Origin of the sequence: Streptomyces sp. NPDC020807 (assembly GCF_040641575.1) — a bacterium.
In the GTDB taxonomy this organism is placed as follows: Bacteria; Actinomycetota; Actinomycetes; order Streptomycetales; family Streptomycetaceae; genus Streptomyces.
Window position 1 is genome coordinate 82,972 of the sequence record NZ_JBFADU010000016.1, and the last position, 15,218, is coordinate 98,189.

General features: G+C 71.3%; 14 protein-coding genes and 1 riboswitch. Of the genes, 7 read left to right on the forward strand and 7 right to left on the reverse strand.

Annotation, left to right across the window (positions count from 1 at the left end):
* Nucleotides 1-119: 119 nt before the first annotated feature.
* Nucleotides 120-1,418 (reverse strand): extracellular solute-binding protein, encoded by a 1,299-nt coding sequence (locus AB0G79_RS22600; protein ID WP_360809145.1) that lies wholly within the window; start codon nucleotides 1,416-1,418, stop codon nucleotides 120-122.
* Between the two features lie 285 nt (nucleotides 1,419-1,703).
* Between AB0G79_RS22600 and AB0G79_RS22605 the strand changes: the two genes are divergently transcribed.
* From AB0G79_RS22605 to AB0G79_RS22635, 7 genes are all read left to right on the forward strand, one after another.
* Nucleotides 1,704-2,468 (forward strand): GntR family transcriptional regulator, encoded by a 765-nt coding sequence (locus AB0G79_RS22605; protein WP_360809146.1) that lies wholly within the window; start codon nucleotides 1,704-1,706, stop codon nucleotides 2,466-2,468.
* 164 nt (nucleotides 2,469-2,632) lie between these two features.
* Nucleotides 2,633-2,887 (forward strand): DUF3311 domain-containing protein, encoded by a 255-nt coding sequence (locus AB0G79_RS22610; RefSeq protein WP_360809148.1) that lies wholly within the window; start codon nucleotides 2,633-2,635, stop codon nucleotides 2,885-2,887.
* Nucleotides 2,884-4,509, forward strand: a complete 1,626-nt coding sequence (mctP, locus tag AB0G79_RS22615) for a monocarboxylate uptake permease MctP (protein ID WP_360809150.1) — start codon at nucleotides 2,884-2,886, stop codon at nucleotides 4,507-4,509. The genes AB0G79_RS22610 and mctP overlap by 4 nt, the downstream gene beginning before the upstream one ends.
* A 4-nt stretch (nucleotides 4,510-4,513) precedes the next feature.
* Nucleotides 4,514-5,032, forward strand: a complete 519-nt coding sequence (locus AB0G79_RS22620; RefSeq protein WP_360809152.1) for a GNAT family N-acetyltransferase — start codon at nucleotides 4,514-4,516, stop codon at nucleotides 5,030-5,032.
* A gap of 39 nt (nucleotides 5,033-5,071) precedes the next feature.
* Nucleotides 5,072-5,211: riboswitch (cobalamin riboswitch) on the forward strand.
* Nucleotides 5,212-5,340: 129 nt separating this feature from the next.
* Nucleotides 5,341-7,710 (forward strand): ribonucleoside-diphosphate reductase subunit alpha, encoded by a 2,370-nt coding sequence (locus tag AB0G79_RS22625; RefSeq protein ID WP_360809154.1) that lies wholly within the window; start codon nucleotides 5,341-5,343, stop codon nucleotides 7,708-7,710.
* Nucleotides 7,710-8,726, forward strand: coding sequence for a ribonucleotide-diphosphate reductase subunit beta (locus tag AB0G79_RS22630; protein WP_360809156.1), 1,017 nt, complete (start codon nucleotides 7,710-7,712; stop codon nucleotides 8,724-8,726). The genes AB0G79_RS22625 and AB0G79_RS22630 overlap by 1 nt, the downstream gene beginning before the upstream one ends.
* 75 nt (nucleotides 8,727-8,801) lie before the next feature.
* Nucleotides 8,802-9,212, forward strand: coding sequence for a DUF2809 domain-containing protein (locus AB0G79_RS22635; RefSeq protein ID WP_360809159.1), 411 nt, complete (start codon nucleotides 8,802-8,804; stop codon nucleotides 9,210-9,212).
* Here the strand turns inward: AB0G79_RS22635 and def are convergent.
* From def to AB0G79_RS22665, 6 genes are all read right to left on the reverse strand, one after another.
* Complete coding sequence (gene def, locus AB0G79_RS22640; RefSeq protein ID WP_360809161.1) at nucleotides 9,188-9,823, reverse strand: peptide deformylase; 636 nt, start codon at nucleotides 9,821-9,823, stop codon at nucleotides 9,188-9,190. The two genes, AB0G79_RS22635 and def, sit on opposite strands and share 25 nt — an antisense overlap.
* Before the next feature lie 61 nt (nucleotides 9,824-9,884).
* Nucleotides 9,885-10,865, reverse strand: coding sequence for a hypothetical protein (locus AB0G79_RS22645; RefSeq protein WP_360809163.1), 981 nt, complete (start codon nucleotides 10,863-10,865; stop codon nucleotides 9,885-9,887).
* A gap of 80 nt (nucleotides 10,866-10,945) precedes the next feature.
* On the reverse strand, nucleotides 10,946-12,418 hold the full coding sequence (locus AB0G79_RS22650) for a metal-dependent phosphohydrolase (protein ID WP_360809165.1): 1,473 nt from the start codon (nucleotides 12,416-12,418) through the stop codon (nucleotides 10,946-10,948).
* Nucleotides 12,415-13,857, reverse strand: a complete 1,443-nt coding sequence (locus tag AB0G79_RS22655; RefSeq protein WP_360809280.1) for an HD-GYP domain-containing protein — start codon at nucleotides 13,855-13,857, stop codon at nucleotides 12,415-12,417. Before AB0G79_RS22655 ends, AB0G79_RS22650 begins: the two co-directional genes overlap by 4 nt.
* Before the next feature lie 124 nt (nucleotides 13,858-13,981).
* The gene (gene rsrA / locus AB0G79_RS22660) at nucleotides 13,982-14,320 is read right to left on the reverse strand and encodes a mycothiol system anti-sigma-R factor (RefSeq protein ID WP_360809167.1); all 339 of its coding nucleotides are present in this window, start codon (nucleotides 14,318-14,320) and stop codon (nucleotides 13,982-13,984) included.
* Nucleotides 14,317-14,973 (reverse strand): sigma-70 family RNA polymerase sigma factor, encoded by a 657-nt coding sequence (locus tag AB0G79_RS22665; RefSeq protein WP_352186978.1) that lies wholly within the window; start codon nucleotides 14,971-14,973, stop codon nucleotides 14,317-14,319. The genes rsrA and AB0G79_RS22665 overlap by 4 nt, the downstream gene beginning before the upstream one ends.
* Nucleotides 14,974-15,218: the final 245 nt, after the last annotated feature.

Below are 15,218 nucleotides of genomic sequence, written 5' to 3' on the forward strand. Positions count from 1 at the left end.
GCGCCGCCCCTCACACCCAGCCCGCGGCCCCCCCCCGCCCCGCCGGGGGCTCCCGCCGCGCGCCCGGGGGGGGGGGGGGGGGCCCCCCCCCCCCCCCCCCCCCACCCCCGGGCTACGGATTACTGCTGGTTGATGCGCTCGTTGATGACCTTGTCGGCGGCCTCGGCGGCAGCCTTGGTGTCGCCACCCTTCAGGACCTTGGTCATGTAGTCCTTGATCGGGTTCGGGACGGTCTCGACGTTCGCCCAGCCCGGGGTGACCGGGGTGACCTTGCCGGAGGCGGAGGACGCGGCCATGGCCTCGGCGAAGGAGCCGGGGGCCGGCTTGAACTGCGCGGCGTCCTGGTTCGGAAGCAGCGCGCCCTCGGTGGCGGCGGCGTACTTCGTCATGAACTCCTTGCCGGCGGCGAGCGCCAGCCACTCCTTCGCGAGCTCCTTGTTCTGCGAGCGCTCGGCGATGGCGAGGTTCGAGCCACCGAGGAAGACGGAGCCCGGCTTGTCGGCGGTCTTGCCCGGGATCGGGAAGTAGCCGAAGTCGGCGGTCTTGCCGGCCTTCTTCATGGCGTCGATCGCGCCGCCGGCCTCCCAGCCGAGGCCGACCCAGGACGCCACGCCGCCCTTGGGGATGACGTCGGTGGACTGCTGCGGGGTCGCCTCGTCCTTGTCCTTCGGGGCGGTCGTGTACGCCGAGAGCTCCTTGTAGAAGTTCATGGCGGCGACGGCCTCGGGGGAGGACAGGTTGCCCTTCCACTTGTCGCCGTCCTTGACGGCGAGGTCGCTGCCCTCGTCCCAGATGAGGCCGGCGAGGACGTACCAGGACTGACCCGGCAGGTAGATGGCCTGACCCTTGGGGTCGGCGGCCTTGAGCTTCTTCAGGCCCTCGAGCCACTCGGCGCGGGTCTTCGGCGGGGTGACGCCGGCCTTCTTGAACGCGGCCTTGTCGTAGACGACGACGCGGTTGGCGGCGTACCACGGGGCGGAGTAGAGCTTGCCGTCCAGCTCGTTGGAGGCGACCATGCCCTTGTTCCAGGCGTCGTAGCCGAGCGTGGCCTTGTCACCCGTCAGGTCGGCGAGGCCGCCGGTGACCGCGTAACCGGCGGTCTGGGTGTTGCCGAGCTCCAGGACGTCCGGCGGGGTGTTCTCGGAGAGGGCGGTGGTGACCTTCTCCTGGATGCCGTTCCAGACCTGCTTCTCGACCTTGACCTTGGTGCCCGGGTGCTTGGCCTCGAACGCCTTGTTGACCTCGGCCATCCAGGCGTCCGGCGCGGACCCGTCCATGACCCAGACGGTCAGGGTCTTGTTGCCACCGGCGGACTCCTTGGCGGTGTCCTTGCCCTTGTCGCCGCTGTCGGAACCACACGCAGCGATAGAGACCATCATGCCCGCGACGCCGATCGCCGCGATGAGCTTGCGCTTCACGCCACCCTCCTCAGGGATGCCTGCAACCCCTGCCCACCGCGCGAAGACATACGTCGGATACAGCTCGTGGGGCTGGGACCTGGTCTTTAATGGTTTAGACCAGTACCCGGAGCTTGGCCTAGACCTTTAGGGGTGTCAAGGGTGTATAAGAAGGGCAGTCGCGTCCGTTATCGGACCGACACCTGAGGGAGGCCGACGACCCGTGACCGGTCCGTGCCACCATGTGAGGCGCTACAGACGGAGGAGCCGGTGACGGCAGCAGCGCAAGAGTCGGGAAGGCAGACCATGGCCACGGACGCGGGCAGCACGGAGACCGAGGGCGGGATCGCCACTCGCACCGCGCGCGTGCCCAAGTACTACCGACTGAAGCGGCATTTGCTCGACATGACGGAGACCCTGCCGCCCGGCACGCCGGTCCCGCCGGAGCGCACACTCGCCGCCGAGTTCGACACCTCGCGCACGACCGTGCGCCAGGCCCTTCAGGAGCTGGTCGTCGAGGGCCGCCTGGAGCGCATCCAGGGCAAGGGCACCTTCGTGGCGAAGCCCAAGGTCTCCCAGGCGCTCCAGCTCACCTCGTACACCGAGGACATGCGGGCGCAGGGCCTCGAGCCCACCTCGCAGCTCCTCGACATCGGGTACGTCACGGCTGACGACACGCTCGCCGGGCTGCTCGACATCACGGCCGGCGGCCGGGTGCTGCGCATCGAGCGCCTGCGCCTCGCGAGCGGCGAGCCGATGGCGATCGAGACCACGCACCTCTCGGCCAAGCGCTTCCCCGCGCTGCGCCGCTCCCTGGTGAAGTACACCTCGCTCTACACGGCGCTCGCCGAGGTCTACGACGTCCACCTCGCCGAGGCCGAGGAGACCATCGAGACCTCCCTCGCCACCCCGCGCGAGGCCGGCCTGCTCGGTACGGACGTGGGCCTGCCGATGCTGATGCTCTCCCGCCACTCGCTGGACGCCCAGGGCGAACCGGTCGAGTGGGTGCGGTCGGTGTACCGCGGCGACCGGTACAAGTTCGTGGCCCGCCTCAAGCGCCCCACGGACTAACCGAATCCGGATATTTCCCGTTCCCCGAGAAGGGCCGCCGAGAATTCGGCGGCCCTTCTTCGCATCCGTTATGCGGACAGGGGTTCCGTCGGGCGAAACCGTCCCTTAGATTGCCGACCCTTAACAGATGCTTATCCCGGTGATCTGCGAGGGGACGAATCGCCATGACAGAGGCGACACAAGGGAAACAACCGCTCGTCACCCCCCTGAGGGTGGTGATCGGACTCTGCCTTTTCGCGCCCTTCGTGGCGATGCTCTGGGTGAGTTCGTACGCGAAAGCCGAACCGCTCTTCGCGGGCATTCCGTTCTTCTACTGGTACCAGATGCTCTGGGTCCTGGTCTCCACCGCGCTCACCATGGTCGCGTACAAGCTGTGGCAGCTCGACCAGCGCAACCGGAAGGGCGGTGACGCGCGATGAACGACGGCGTGAACGGCGTGGCGCTCGGCGTCTTCGTCTTCTTCTTCCTGGCCGTGACGGTCATGGGCTTCCTGGCCTCGCGCTGGCGCAGGGCCGAGAACGAGCACAGCCTCGACGAATGGGGCCTGGGCGGCCGCTCGTTCGGCACCTGGGTGACCTGGTTCCTGCTCGGCGGTGACCTCTACACCGCGTACACCTTCGTCGCCGTCCCGGCGGCCGTCTACGCGGCGGGCGCGGCCGGCTTCTTCGCCGTGCCGTACACGATCCTCGTGTACCCGCTGATCTTCACCTTCCTGCCCCGCCTGTGGTCGGTCTCGCACAAGCACGGCTACGTCACCACCTCCGACTTCGTGCGCGGACGCTTCGGCTCCAAGGGCCTGTCGCTGGCGGTCGCCGTCACCGGCATCCTCGCGACCATGCCGTACATCGCGCTCCAGCTCGTCGGCATCCAGGCCGTCCTGGACGTGATGGGCGTCGGCGGCGGCGAGACCACCCACTGGTTCGTCAAGGACCTGCCGCTGCTCATCGCCTTCGGCGTCCTCGCGGCCTACACGTACTCCTCGGGTCTGCGCGCCCCGGCGCTCATCGCCTTCGTCAAGGACACGCTGATCTATCTGGTGATCGCCGTCGCGATCATCTACATCCCGATCAAGCTCGGCGGCTTCGACGAGATCTTCGCCAAGGCCGGCGAGGCCTACGCGCAGACCAACCCGGCGACCGGCAAGCCGCGCGGCGCGCTCGTCCCGGGCGAGGCCGGCCAGTGGACGTACGCGACCCTGGCGCTCGGCTCCGCGCTCGCGCTCTTCATGTACCCGCACTCCATCACGGCGACCCTGTCGTCCCGGAGCCGCGAGGTCATCCGCCGCAACACCACGATCCTGCCGCTGTACTCGCTGATGCTGGGCCTGCTCGCGCTGCTCGGCTTCATGGCGATCGCCGCCGGCATCAAGGTGAAGAACGGCCAGCTCGCCATCCCGCAGCTCTTCGAGGACATGTTCCCGGCGTGGTTCGCGGGCGTGGCCTTCGCCGCGATCGGCATCGGCGCGCTCGTCCCGGCCGCGATCATGTCGATCGCCGCCGCCAACCTCTTCACGAGGAACATCTACAAGGACTTCCTCAAGAAGGACGCGACTCCGAAGCAGGAGACCCAGGTCTCCAAGCTGGTCTCGCTCCTCGTGAAGGTCGGCGCGCTCGTCTTCGTCCTCACCATGGACAAGACGGTCGCGATCAACTTCCAGCTCCTCGGCGGCATCTGGATCCTCCAGACCTTCCCGGCGCTGGTCGGCGGCCTCTTCACCCGCTGGTTCCACCGCTGGGCGCTGCTCGCCGGCTGGGCCGTCGGCATGGTGTACGGCACGGCCGCCGCGTACGGCGTCGCCAGCCCGACGCAGAAGCACTTCGGCGGCTCGGCCGCCGAGATCCCGGGCATCGGCGAGATCGGCTACATCGGCCTCACCGCCTTCGTCCTCAACGTCGTCGTCACGGTCGTCCTGACCTTCGTCCTCAAGGCCGTCAAGGCCCCCGAGGGCGTCGACGAGACCTCCCCCGAGGACTACACGGCGGACGCCGGTGACGTCGTCCCGGGCGCGTCCCCGTCCAAGGCCGGTGTCGGAGCACACTGATCGCATGGATGTCACGATCAGGGCGGTACGGCCCGAGGAGTACGAGGTACTCGGCGACCTCACCGGATTCACGTATCTGGGCGACGGGCTGCTGCTGGACGGCGAGGACGACTACTACCTGGCGGTGCTGCGGGACACCGAGCGGCGGGCGCGCGAGGCCGAGGTCCTCGTCGCCGCCGACGAGGCGACCGGCCGCGTCATCGGCGGTGTGACCTTCGCCCTCGGCGGGACCGCCTGGGCCGACATCGCCGTCCCCGGCGAGGCCGAGTTCCGGATGCTCGTGGTCGCGCCCGAGGCGCGCGGCCGGGGCGCCGGAGAGGCGCTCGTACGGGCCTGCGTGGACCGCGCGCGGGCCGTCCCCGAGTGCGCCCGGCTGGTGCTCTCCACGGGGCCGGGCATGGTCGCGGCCCACCGGCTCTACGAGCGGACGGGCTTCGTCCGCACCCCGGAGCGGGACTGGGACCCGGTCCCCGGCTTCACCCTGATGACGTACGCACTGGAGTTCCACACGACAGGCGTGTAAATCCTGACGACACAACATGTGGGGGGCGCCAACAGCGGCGCCCCCCACATGTATGCTCGTCCTCGCTGTCGACGCAGGGAAATCCGGCGCGAATCCGGAACTGTCCCGCAACGGTGTGCTTCCTACCGATTTCGGGTGCGGAGCGAGTCCGACGACCTGCCGGCAGCCCACCCGGTCCGTCCGTTCCGGGTGTCACTGACGTCCGGGCCTCGCGGAGTGGGCCGGTGGACGCGGGCGTCCGTGCGTACGGACCGCCTCGCCCGCCCTCCCCCGTCGCGGCCAGGAGCCGAGCGAGGGAGAGCCCCCACGTGACCATCGCGCCCGCCGATCCGGCCACGGAGATCGACAGCGACGGACCCGGCACCGTGCTGCTGCGGACCCTGACCGATCTCACCGCCGATCTCCCCGACACCGACCCCGGCAAGGTCGCCGCTGCCGCGCTCCGCGGCCGCAGCGCCACGTCGGACGAGGCGGAGCTGCGCGAGCTGGCCACCGAGGCGGCCGCCGGTCTCATCGCCGAGGACCCGGCCTACTCCCGGCTCGCGGCCCGGCTCCTGACCGTCACCATCGCCGACGAGGCGGCCGGCCAGGGCGCGGTCTCCTTCTCCGCCTCCGTGGCCGTCGGCCACCGCGAGGGCCTGATCGCCGACCGCGCCGCCGAGTTCGTCACGCTCCACGCCGAGCGCCTCGACGCCACGATCGACGCCGCCGGCGACGACCGCTTCGGCTACTTCGGCCTGCGCACCCTCTACTCGCGCTACCTGCTGCGCCACCCGATCACCCGCAAGGTCATCGAGACGCCGCAGCACTTCATGCTCCGCGTCGCCTGCGGCCTCGCCGAGGACGACTCGGTCCGCGCGCTCGACGAGGTGGCGGCCCTCTACGGCCTGATGAGCCGTCTGGACTACCTCCCCTCCTCCCCCACGCTCTTCAACTCGGGCACGCGCCACCCGCAGATGTCCTCCTGCTACCTCCTGGACTCCCCCCAGGACGAGCTGGACTCCATCTACGGCCGCTACCACCAGGTCGCGCGCCTCTCGAAGCACGCCGGCGGCATCGGGCTCTCCTACTCCCGCATCCGCGCCCGCGGTTCGCTGATCCGCGGCACCAACGGCCACTCGAACGGCATCGTCCCGTTCCTGAAGACCCTCGACGCCTCCGTCGCCGCCGTGAACCAGGGCGGCCGCCGCAAGGGCGCCGCCGCCGTCTACCTGGAGACCTGGCACGCGGACATCGAGGAGTTCCTCGAGCTCCGCGACAACACGGGCGAGGACCAGCGCCGTACGCACAACCTCAACCTCGCGCACTGGATCCCGGACGAGTTCATGCGCCGGGTCAACGCGGACGCCGAGTGGTCGCTCTTCTCCCCCTCGGACGTTCCCGAGCTCGTCGACCTGTGGGGCGACGAGTTCGACGCCGCCTACCGCGCCGCCGAGGCCAGGGGCCTGGCCCGCAAGACCATGCCGGCCCGCGACCTGTACGGCCGCATGATGCGGACCCTCGCCCAGACCGGCAACGGCTGGATGACCTTCAAGGACGCCTCGAACCGCACGGCCAACCAGACGGCCGAGCCGGGTTCGGTCGTGCACTCCTCGAACCTCTGCACCGAGATCATCGAGGTCACGAACGACGACGAGACCGCGGTCTGCAACCTCGGCTCGGTCAACCTCGGGGCGTTCGTCGTCGGTTCGGACATCGACTGGGACCGCCTGGACGAGACCGTCCGCACGGCCGTCACCTTCCTCGACCGCGTCGTCGACATCAACTTCTACCCGACCGAGCAGGCGGGCAACTCCAACGCCCGCTGGCGTCCGGTCGGCCTGGGTGCCATGGGCCTCCAGGACGTCTTCTTCCAGCTGAAGCTGCCGTTCGACTCCGCCGAGGCGCGCGCGCTGTCCACCCGTATCGCCGAGCGGATCATGCTCGCCGCGTACGAGGCCTCCGCCGACCTCGCCGAGCGCAACGGCCCGCTCCCCGCCTGGGAGAAGACCCGCGCGGCCCGCGGTGTCCTGCACCCCGACCACTACGACGTCGAGCTGAACTGGCCGGAGCGCTGGGCCGCCCTGCGCGAGCGGATCGCCTCGGTCGGCATGCGCAACAGCCTCCTCCTGGCCATCGCGCCGACGGCGACCATCGCCTCGATCGCGGGCGTCTACGAGTGCATCGAGCCGCAGGTCTCCAACCTCTTCAAGCGCGAGACGCTGTCCGGCGAGTTCCTCCAGGTCAACTCGTACCTCGTCGACGAGCTGAAGAAGCTCGGCGTGTGGGACGCGCAGACCCGTGACGCGCTCCGCGACTCCAGCGGCTCCGTCGCGGACTTCGGCTGGATCCCCGCCGAGACCCGTGAGCTGTACCGCACGGCGTGGGAGATCCCGCAGCGCGGCCTCATCGACATGGCGGCGGCCCGTACGCCGTTCCTCGACCAGTCGCAGTCGCTGAACCTCTTCATGGAGACGCCGACCATCGGCAAGCTGTCGTCGATGTACGCGTACGCCTGGAAGCAGGGCCTGAAGACGACGTACTACCTGCGCTCGCGCCCCGCGACCCGGATCGCCCGCGCCGCCCAGGCGTCGACGGCCGCCGCCCCGGCCCCCATCCCCGTCCAGCAGACGACCCTCGACGCCGAGGCGCTCGCCTGCTCCCTTGAGAACCCCGAGTCCTGCGAGGCCTGCCAGTAATGAGCACGACCGACAAGAAGAACCTGCTCGACCCTGGCTTCGAGCTCACCCTCCGCCCGATGCGCTACCCGGACTTCTACGACCGCTACCGGGACGCGATCAAGAACACGTGGACGGTGGAGGAGGTCGACCTCCACTCGGACGTCGCCGACCTCGCCAAGCTCACCCCCGGTGAGCAGCACATGATCGGCCGTCTGGTCGCGTTCTTCGCGACGGGCGACTCGATCGTGGCGAACAACCTCGTCCTGACGCTGTACAAGCACATCAACTCCCCGGAGGCGCGCCTGTACCTGTCGCGCCAGCTCTTCGAGGAGGCCGTGCACGTCCAGTTCTACCTGACCCTCCTGGACACCTACCTGCCCGACCCGGACGACCGCGCCGCCGCGTTCGCCGCCGTCGAGAACATCCCCTCCATCCGCGAGAAGGCGCAGTTCTGCTTCCGCTGGATGGACTCCGTCGAGAAGATCGACAAGCTGGAGACGGCCGCCGACCGCCGCCGCTTCCTGCTCAACCTGATCTGCTTCGCGGCGTGCATCGAGGGCCTGTTCTTCTACGGTGCCTTCGCGTACGTGTACTGGTTCCGGTCCCGCGGCCTGCTGCACGGTCTGGCGACCGGCACCAACTGGGTGTTCCGCGACGAGACCATGCACATGAACTTCGCGTTCGAGGTCGTCGACACCGTCCGCAAGGAGGAGCCGGAGCTCTTCGACGCGGAGCTCCAGCAGCAGGTCACGGACATGCTGAAGGAGGCCGTCGAGGCGGAGCTCCAGTTCGGCCGTGACCTGTGCGGCGACGGCCTGCCGGGCATGAACACCGAGTCGATGCGCGAGTACCTCCAGTGCGTCGCCGACCAGCGCCTCCAGCGCCTCGGATTCGCCCCGGTCTTCGGCTCCGAGAACCCGTTCGCGTTCATGGAGCTCCAGGGCGTCCAGGAGCTCACCAACTTCTTCGAGCGCCGCCCGTCCGCGTACCAGGTCGCGGTCGAGGGCTCGGTGGACCTCGACGAGGACTTCTAGTCCGTCCCCCGCGTACGTACGGGGAAGGGCCCCGCACTCCTGGAGTGCGGGGCCCTTCCGCATAGGCTGCCGGACATGGGCGATCTCGTACGGACGCGTGTCCTGGCCGGAGTTGCGGCCCTGGCGGCGGTCGGCGCCGGGCTGGGGATCAGGGCGGTGGCGACCGGGGAGGTCGCCAAGTACGCGGGGGACGCGCTCTACACCGTGCTGGTCACGGCCCTGGTGGTGCTGGTCGCGCCCCGGGCGCGGCCCTCGGCCGCGGCGGGGGTCGCCCTCGGGTTCAGCTGGGGCGTGGAGCTGTTCCAGCTGACCGGGCTGCCGGCGGCGATGTCCGCGCACAGCACCCTGGCGCGGCTGGTGTTCGGCACGACGTTCAACGCGCCGGACCTGTTCTGGTACGCGATCGGCGCGGCGGTCGGCTGGGCCGGCCACCGCGCCGTGCGTGCGGGAGGAGGACGAGATCAGTCGTTGGGGACCGTCTCGTAGCGCGGGGTGCCCTCGGCCATCTGCTTCAGGGCGTCCTTGCGGTCGCGCTTGGAGAGGCGGTCGATGTAGAGGCGGCCGTACAGGTGGTCCGTCTCGTGCTGGAGGCAGCGGGCGAAGTAACCGGTGCCGCGGACCTTGATCGGGTTGCCCTCGGCGTCCTGGCCGTGGACCTCCGCGTAGTCGGGGCGGGCCAGCTCGGCGTAGGCGGTCGGCACGGAGAGGCAGCCCTCGTTGGACTCGTCCAGGACGCGCTGGTCGGCCGGGAGCTCCTGGAGGACCGGGTTGACCACGACGCCGGTGTGGCGGACGCCGTCGTCGTCGGGGCAGTCGTAGACGAAGACCTTGAGGTCCACGCCGATCTGGTTGGCGGCCAGGCCCACGCCCTCGGCGGCCTTCTGGCTGGCGAACATGTCGTCGATCAGCGCGGCGAGCTTGTCGTCGAACTCGGTGACGTCCTGGCACTCCTTGTGGAGCACCGGGTTGCCGACGACGGTGATGGGCCGGGCCGTACCGCGCTCGCGGTAGGCGAGCTCACGCGCCTCGCAGTCCTCCGTGTCCACGACGTAGCCGTCGTTGGTCTGCGTCTGCTCGTCAGTGTCCTGCTGCGTCATGTCCGGCGCGTGCCTTCCTCGGAACCCCAGTAAACGATCCCGTACAGCCTACGGGCAGTCGTCAGCAGACCTCTTCCAGATCCCGCCACTCGCGGCTGTCCGGGCTGTCCGCGACCCAGCCGTCGAGGAGCCCGCGCACGAGTCCGGGCGGGGCCGCGATGCCGCACTCCCGCTCGGGGACCCACAGCTCGCCGGGCGAGCGGTGGCCGAGCGGCCCGGGGTGGCCGGGCTCGCTGTGGTCGTGCGGGTCGGAGTGCTCGCCCTCTCCCTCGGCACTCGGCATCGTCGACTCCGAGCAGGCGCGGCAGAGCAGCCGCACGGAGGACGACCAGTCCTCGGCGGCGAAGCCCGCGTCGGAGGCGAGCTGCTCCAGGGCGTCCCGGTCGGCCTCGGTGGCGGCCTCCAGGAGGACAACCCAGGTGGGGACGGGGGACGGCGCCCACAGCTCGATCTCGTCGAAGACCGGGTAGGACGGGCCGGCGGTGGTGGTGCGCTCGCCGTGCGGCACGCCGTCGTGGAGGACGACCTCGCCCCAGCGGCGTCCGGAGGACGGCAGCGGGATGGAGAGGACCTCGATGCGGGCCGGGTCGAGCCTGCGCCCCCACACGACCTCGGCCTCGCCCTCGGGCGAGAGCCGGACGGCGGCGCTGCCCAGCTCCATCCCGGCGGGCTCGCCCGTGCCGGCGGCGGCGCCGGGGACCTTGAGGCCGTACGCCTGCCAGGCGCGGCGGGCCAGCGGCCAGTCCTGGAGCGCGGTGGCGGCGATCCCGACGTTCCACCAGTCGGGGGCGCCGGTCTCCTTGTCGAGCAGCGCGACGGCGCGCAGGCCGGCGGACCGGGCCTGCTCCCAGTCGTGCCGGAACTTGTGCAGCAGGGCCAGGTTGAACCAGGACTCCGAGAGCCAGGGCTCCAGGTCCGCCGCGCGCGTGAGCAGCGCGCCCGCGTCCTCGTACCGGCCGTCGCCGATCAGCGTGAACGCGCGGTCGGTGGCCTGCCGCCACGAGGCGGAGGGCCGATGCCGTACCTTCCCGAAGATCCTCACGATTCCCGCCTGCCGGTCGCTTTCACCCTCTTGTTCGCATCCAACCATGCCCGGTCGGACGCGCGCTCATTACCCATGGGTTACCCCGTGACGGCAGGGGTCACCCCAGGGGCTCCCCCGCGTGCGAGGACCCTGGCCAGGGACTCGACGACGTCCGGGTGGTAGTCGCGGGCGGCGCCGAGCCGGAGCCGCTCCAGGGCGGCGAGGGCGGCGCCGGCCCCGTCGCCCGCGAGGTCGTCGTAGGCGTTCACGACCCGGATGATCCGGGCGGGCAGCGGCTGGTCGCGGAACGGGTCGGCCTGCCGCTCGACGACGACGGCGACGGTCGCGCAGACGCCCGTCCTGCGGACGACCTCGCCGCCGAGGAGGGCTATCCGGCGCTGCTCCTCGATCGGGAGGAGGGCGGTGGCGCCGCCCTCGACCGGGTCGACGAGGGAGAGCTGGCCGATGTCGTGCATGAGCGCCGCGTACTCCAGGACGGTGAGCTCGCCCCCGGAGAGGCCCATCTCCCGGCCGACGGCGCCGCTGAGGGCGGCGACCCGGTGGGCGTGGCCGGGCGAGGTGTAGCCGGCGATCTCGGTGGCGCGGGCGAGGGAGGCGATGGTCTGCCGGTTGACGGTGCGGACGGCCGCGTAGCGCCGGAAGGAGACCTGGGTGAGGAGGAGCGGTACGGCGAGGACGGGCAGCGCCCAGAGGCCGGCGGCGGCGACGCCGAGCGCCATGACGGTGCCGGTGGCGCAGACGGCGGAGCCGATGCCGATGAGGGCGCGCAGTTCGTCGCGGAGGAGGGGGCCGTACGGGTATCCGGTGCGGGCGCGGAGGACGAGCGCGGCGAGGACGGCGTCGCACAGGGCGGTGAGGGCGAGGACGAGCAGCAGGAAGAGGGCGTAGAGAGGGCCCTTGCCGAGGTGGTCGACGAGGGCCCCGGAGTTGTAGAGGGGCTGGAAGCAGAGCGCGACGAAGCCGACGGTGAGCACGCGGCGGGCGAGGTGGTCGGCGCCGGGGCCGCGGCCCCTGGCCAGGTGCGGCACCATGCCGACGAGGCCGCCGGCGACGACGACGGCGATGATCTGGAGGACGCCGTGGGTGGTGAAGGCCCCGGCGTCCATGCCGAGGAGGGCGTACGCGAGGGCGCCCGCGCTCGCGAGCGGCGCGGGCTCCCGTTCGCCGGGCACCGCCCCCCAGCGGGCGAGCTCGCCGACGGCGACGAGCACCCCGAAGGCGAGCGCGTTGGCCGGCTGGTCGATCCCGTACCAGAGGGTGCCGGCGAAGCCGACGAGGCTGAGCAGCACGGCGCTGGTGTACAGCGCGCCGACGGTGAGCGAGCCGGGCCCGAGGGTGCCGCGCCGGAGCGGGCCGAGTCCGAGCAGGCGCGGGGCCGCGCCGGGGCGGGCGACGGCGGGCGGGTGCGCGGGGGCGCCGGGGCCGGCCGCTTCGGGCACGGTGAAGCCCGGCGTGGTGAAGCCCGGCGTGGTGAAGCCGGGCATGCGGGGGCGGGGGGTACGGGGGCCGGGGGTACGGGGGCCGGGGGTACGGGGGGTCTTTCGACTCACGCGCGCTCCGTCCGCCGGGCGGCCTGCGGGACGCGCGGTTCCATCGCGCGGGACTCCTGCGTGCGCGGCAGCGGCAGGGGCTGCGAGGGGTCACGGGGCGGGGAGGGGGCGCGGAGGGCCTCGTCCCGCTCGTGCTCGTCGGCGGTGACGGATGTCTGCCAGCCGTGCCGGGCCAGGGCCCGGACGAGGGCCGTGACCATCCGGGGGTCGAACTGGCTGCCCGCGCACCGCTCCAGCTCGGCGAGGGCCGTCGGCACCGGCCTCGCCCGGCTGTAGGAGCGGGTGGAGGTCATGGCGTCGAAGGCGTCGGCGACGGCGACCACCCGGGCGAACTCGGGGATCTGGTCGCCCTGGAGGCCGTACGGGTAGCCGCTGCCGTCCATCCGCTCGTGGTGGTGCAGGATCGCGTCCCTGGCCTCGCCGAGGAAGCCGATGCCGCGGACCATCTCGTGGCCGTACTCGGGGTGGAGCTCGATGACCCGGCGCTCCTCCGGTGTGAGCGGCCCGTCCTTGCGCAGCACGCGCGTGGGCACGCCGAGCTTCCCGACGTCGTGGAGGATGCCGGCGAACCGCACGACGTCGAGCCGCTCGTCCGCCATGCCGAGCTCGCGGGCGATGAGGACGGACGCCTGGCCGACGCGCTCGCTGTGGCCGCGGGTGTACCGGTCCTTGATGTCGACGGCCTGGACGAGGGCGCGGATGGTGGCCTGGTGGGCCGCGCGCTCGCGGTGGTACTGGGCGAAGACCCAGCAGGAGATGTACATGGGGAGGAGGACGAAGAGCGCCGAGGCGGGCCCGTACGTGCTCCGCCACAGGACGGCCATCATGAGCCCGGCGAGGCCGTGCACGGCGTGCGGGGCGAGGGCCCGGCCGAGGAGGCCGCGCCAGGCGGCGCCGGCGGGGACGCCGTCGGCGGTGGCCCGGATGCCGCCGTCGAGGGCGGTCAGGACGAGGCAGAGGGTGAGCGCGGCGACGCCGGCGGGCAGCAGCGCGTACGGCAGGTCGGGGGCTGCCGCCCCGCCGCCGAGGGCGGCCGAGGCGGCCAGGGCGTGGGCGGCGAGGGCGGCGGCCCAGACGGCGAGGGCCGTCGCGGCGGCCCGCCAGAGGCGGCGCGGCCCGGCCGGTGACTCCTCGACGCGCGCGAGGAGGCTGCCGGGCAGCGCGGTGAGCGCGGCGGCGGCGGGTGGCAGGAGCAGCGCGGCGGCGAGGAGCACCGGGTAGAAGGAGCCGATCCCGGCGGCGGGGACGGAGCCGCCGAGCGCGCGGCCGAGAACGCGGTTGCGGGCGGGCAGCTCGCAGAGCGCGTACAGGGTGGCGAGGAGTGCGACCGTCCCCCACGGGACGGCGGCCCCGGGGCGGAACGCGGGCAGCACGGACGCACCGGCCGCGAGCGTCGCGCAGCCGATGTACACGCGTGCCACCTGCGGAATGACCTTCACGCCCCTCACACGGGTCACGCTAGCGAGGTGGGCGGCCCGATAAGAGGCGCTGCGGTTGATTCGCACCATCGGGTGATACAAGCTGATGTATGCGTGGGGCGGAAGCCCTCACCTGCTCCCGCGCCTACTCCTGCGGTGCCGGAGCGGCCTGCGGGGCCGGAGCGGCCTGCGGGGCCGCCGCGGAAACGTCCTGCTCGGGCACCGCGTACCCCGCACGGATCAGGTCGATCCGTCTCATCACCTTGGAGCGCAGGTCGGTGGGGACGTCGTCGCTGCCGCAGCAGCGCTTGACGAGCTTCTTCACCGCCTGCTCCAGGCCGTACTTCTCCAGGCACGGGGAGCACTCCTCGAAGTGCACCTCGAACTTGGTGCAGTCGCTGTCGGGCATCTCTCTGTCGAGGAACTCGTAGAGGTGATCCAGGACCTCAGAGCAATCCGTCTCGTGCGGCTCTCCGCAGCTCATGAGCCCGAGCCTTTCAGATCGTTCGACGACTCTCCGGCGCCCGCGGGAACCAGCCCGCGGTCACGGGCGTAGTCCTCGAGCATGCCGCGCAGCTGGCGGCGGCCCCGGTGCAGTCGGGACATCACCGTACCGATGGGTGTCCCCATGATGTCCGCGATCTCCTTGTAGGCAAAGCCCTCGACATCGGCCAGATAGACGGCGATGCGGAACTCCTCGGGGATCGCCTGGAGGGCTTCCTTCACGTCCGAGTCGGGCAGGTGGTCGAGCGCCTGCGACTCGGCGGAGCGCAGACCGGTCGACATGTGCGACTCGGCGCGGGCGAGCTGCCAGTCCTCGATCTCCTCGGCGGCGCTGCGCTGGGGCTCGCGCTGCTTCTTGCGGTACGAGTTGATGAAGGTGTTCGTGAGGATGCGGTAGAGCCACGCCTTGAGGTTGGTGCCCTCACGGAACTGGTGGAAGGAGCCGTACGCCTTCGCGTAGGTCTCCTGCACCAGGTCCTCGGCGTCCGCGGGGTTGCGCGTCATGCGCAGCGCGGCGGAGTACATCTGGTCGAGGTAGCCGAGGGCGTCCCGCTCGAAGCGCGCGTTGCGCTCCGCGGTCGTCTCCTCGGGGCCGTCGTCGGTCCCAGTGTCGGTCCCAGTGACCGGACCCACCTCCTCCAGCGCGGCGGCGAGCCCGAGGGCGGACCCGCTCGTTTCGGAGGATAGACGAGGAACCGCTCCGCCCGCCGCCCGAATCGAGGCGGCCTTGGGCGCGGGCAGCACTGTCCAGTCGAGGTCAGCGGCCTGCGCACGCTCCGGGCAGATGGTCGAACCCATGCGACGGACTCCCTCTCCTTGGTCTCACACCGACTCTCCGCACAACAGAGGTCACGCGCCGGACATTCCCGGGGCGGCAG

Excerpts from the sequence above, each read along its gene's own strand:
- AB0G79_RS22605 (WP_360809146.1), top strand. The coding sequence starts at position 1,704 with ATGGCCACGGACGCGGGCAGCACGGAGACCGAGGGCGGGATCGCCACT.
- AB0G79_RS22610 (WP_360809148.1), top strand. The coding sequence starts at position 2,633 with ATGACAGAGGCGACACAAGGGAAACAACCGCTCGTCACCCCCCTGAGG.
- mctP (WP_360809150.1), top strand. The coding sequence starts at position 2,884 with ATGAACGACGGCGTGAACGGCGTGGCGCTCGGCGTCTTCGTCTTCTTC.
- AB0G79_RS22620 (WP_360809152.1), top strand. The coding sequence starts at position 4,514 with ATGGATGTCACGATCAGGGCGGTACGGCCCGAGGAGTACGAGGTACTC.
- AB0G79_RS22630 (WP_360809156.1), top strand. The coding sequence starts at position 7,710 with ATGAGCACGACCGACAAGAAGAACCTGCTCGACCCTGGCTTCGAGCTC.
- AB0G79_RS22635 (WP_360809159.1), top strand. The coding sequence starts at position 8,802 with ATGGGCGATCTCGTACGGACGCGTGTCCTGGCCGGAGTTGCGGCCCTG.
- def (WP_360809161.1), bottom strand. The coding sequence starts at position 9,823 with ATGACGCAGCAGGACACTGACGAGCAGACGCAGACCAACGACGGCTAC.
- rsrA (WP_360809167.1), bottom strand. The coding sequence starts at position 14,320 with ATGAGCTGCGGAGAGCCGCACGAGACGGATTGCTCTGAGGTCCTGGAT.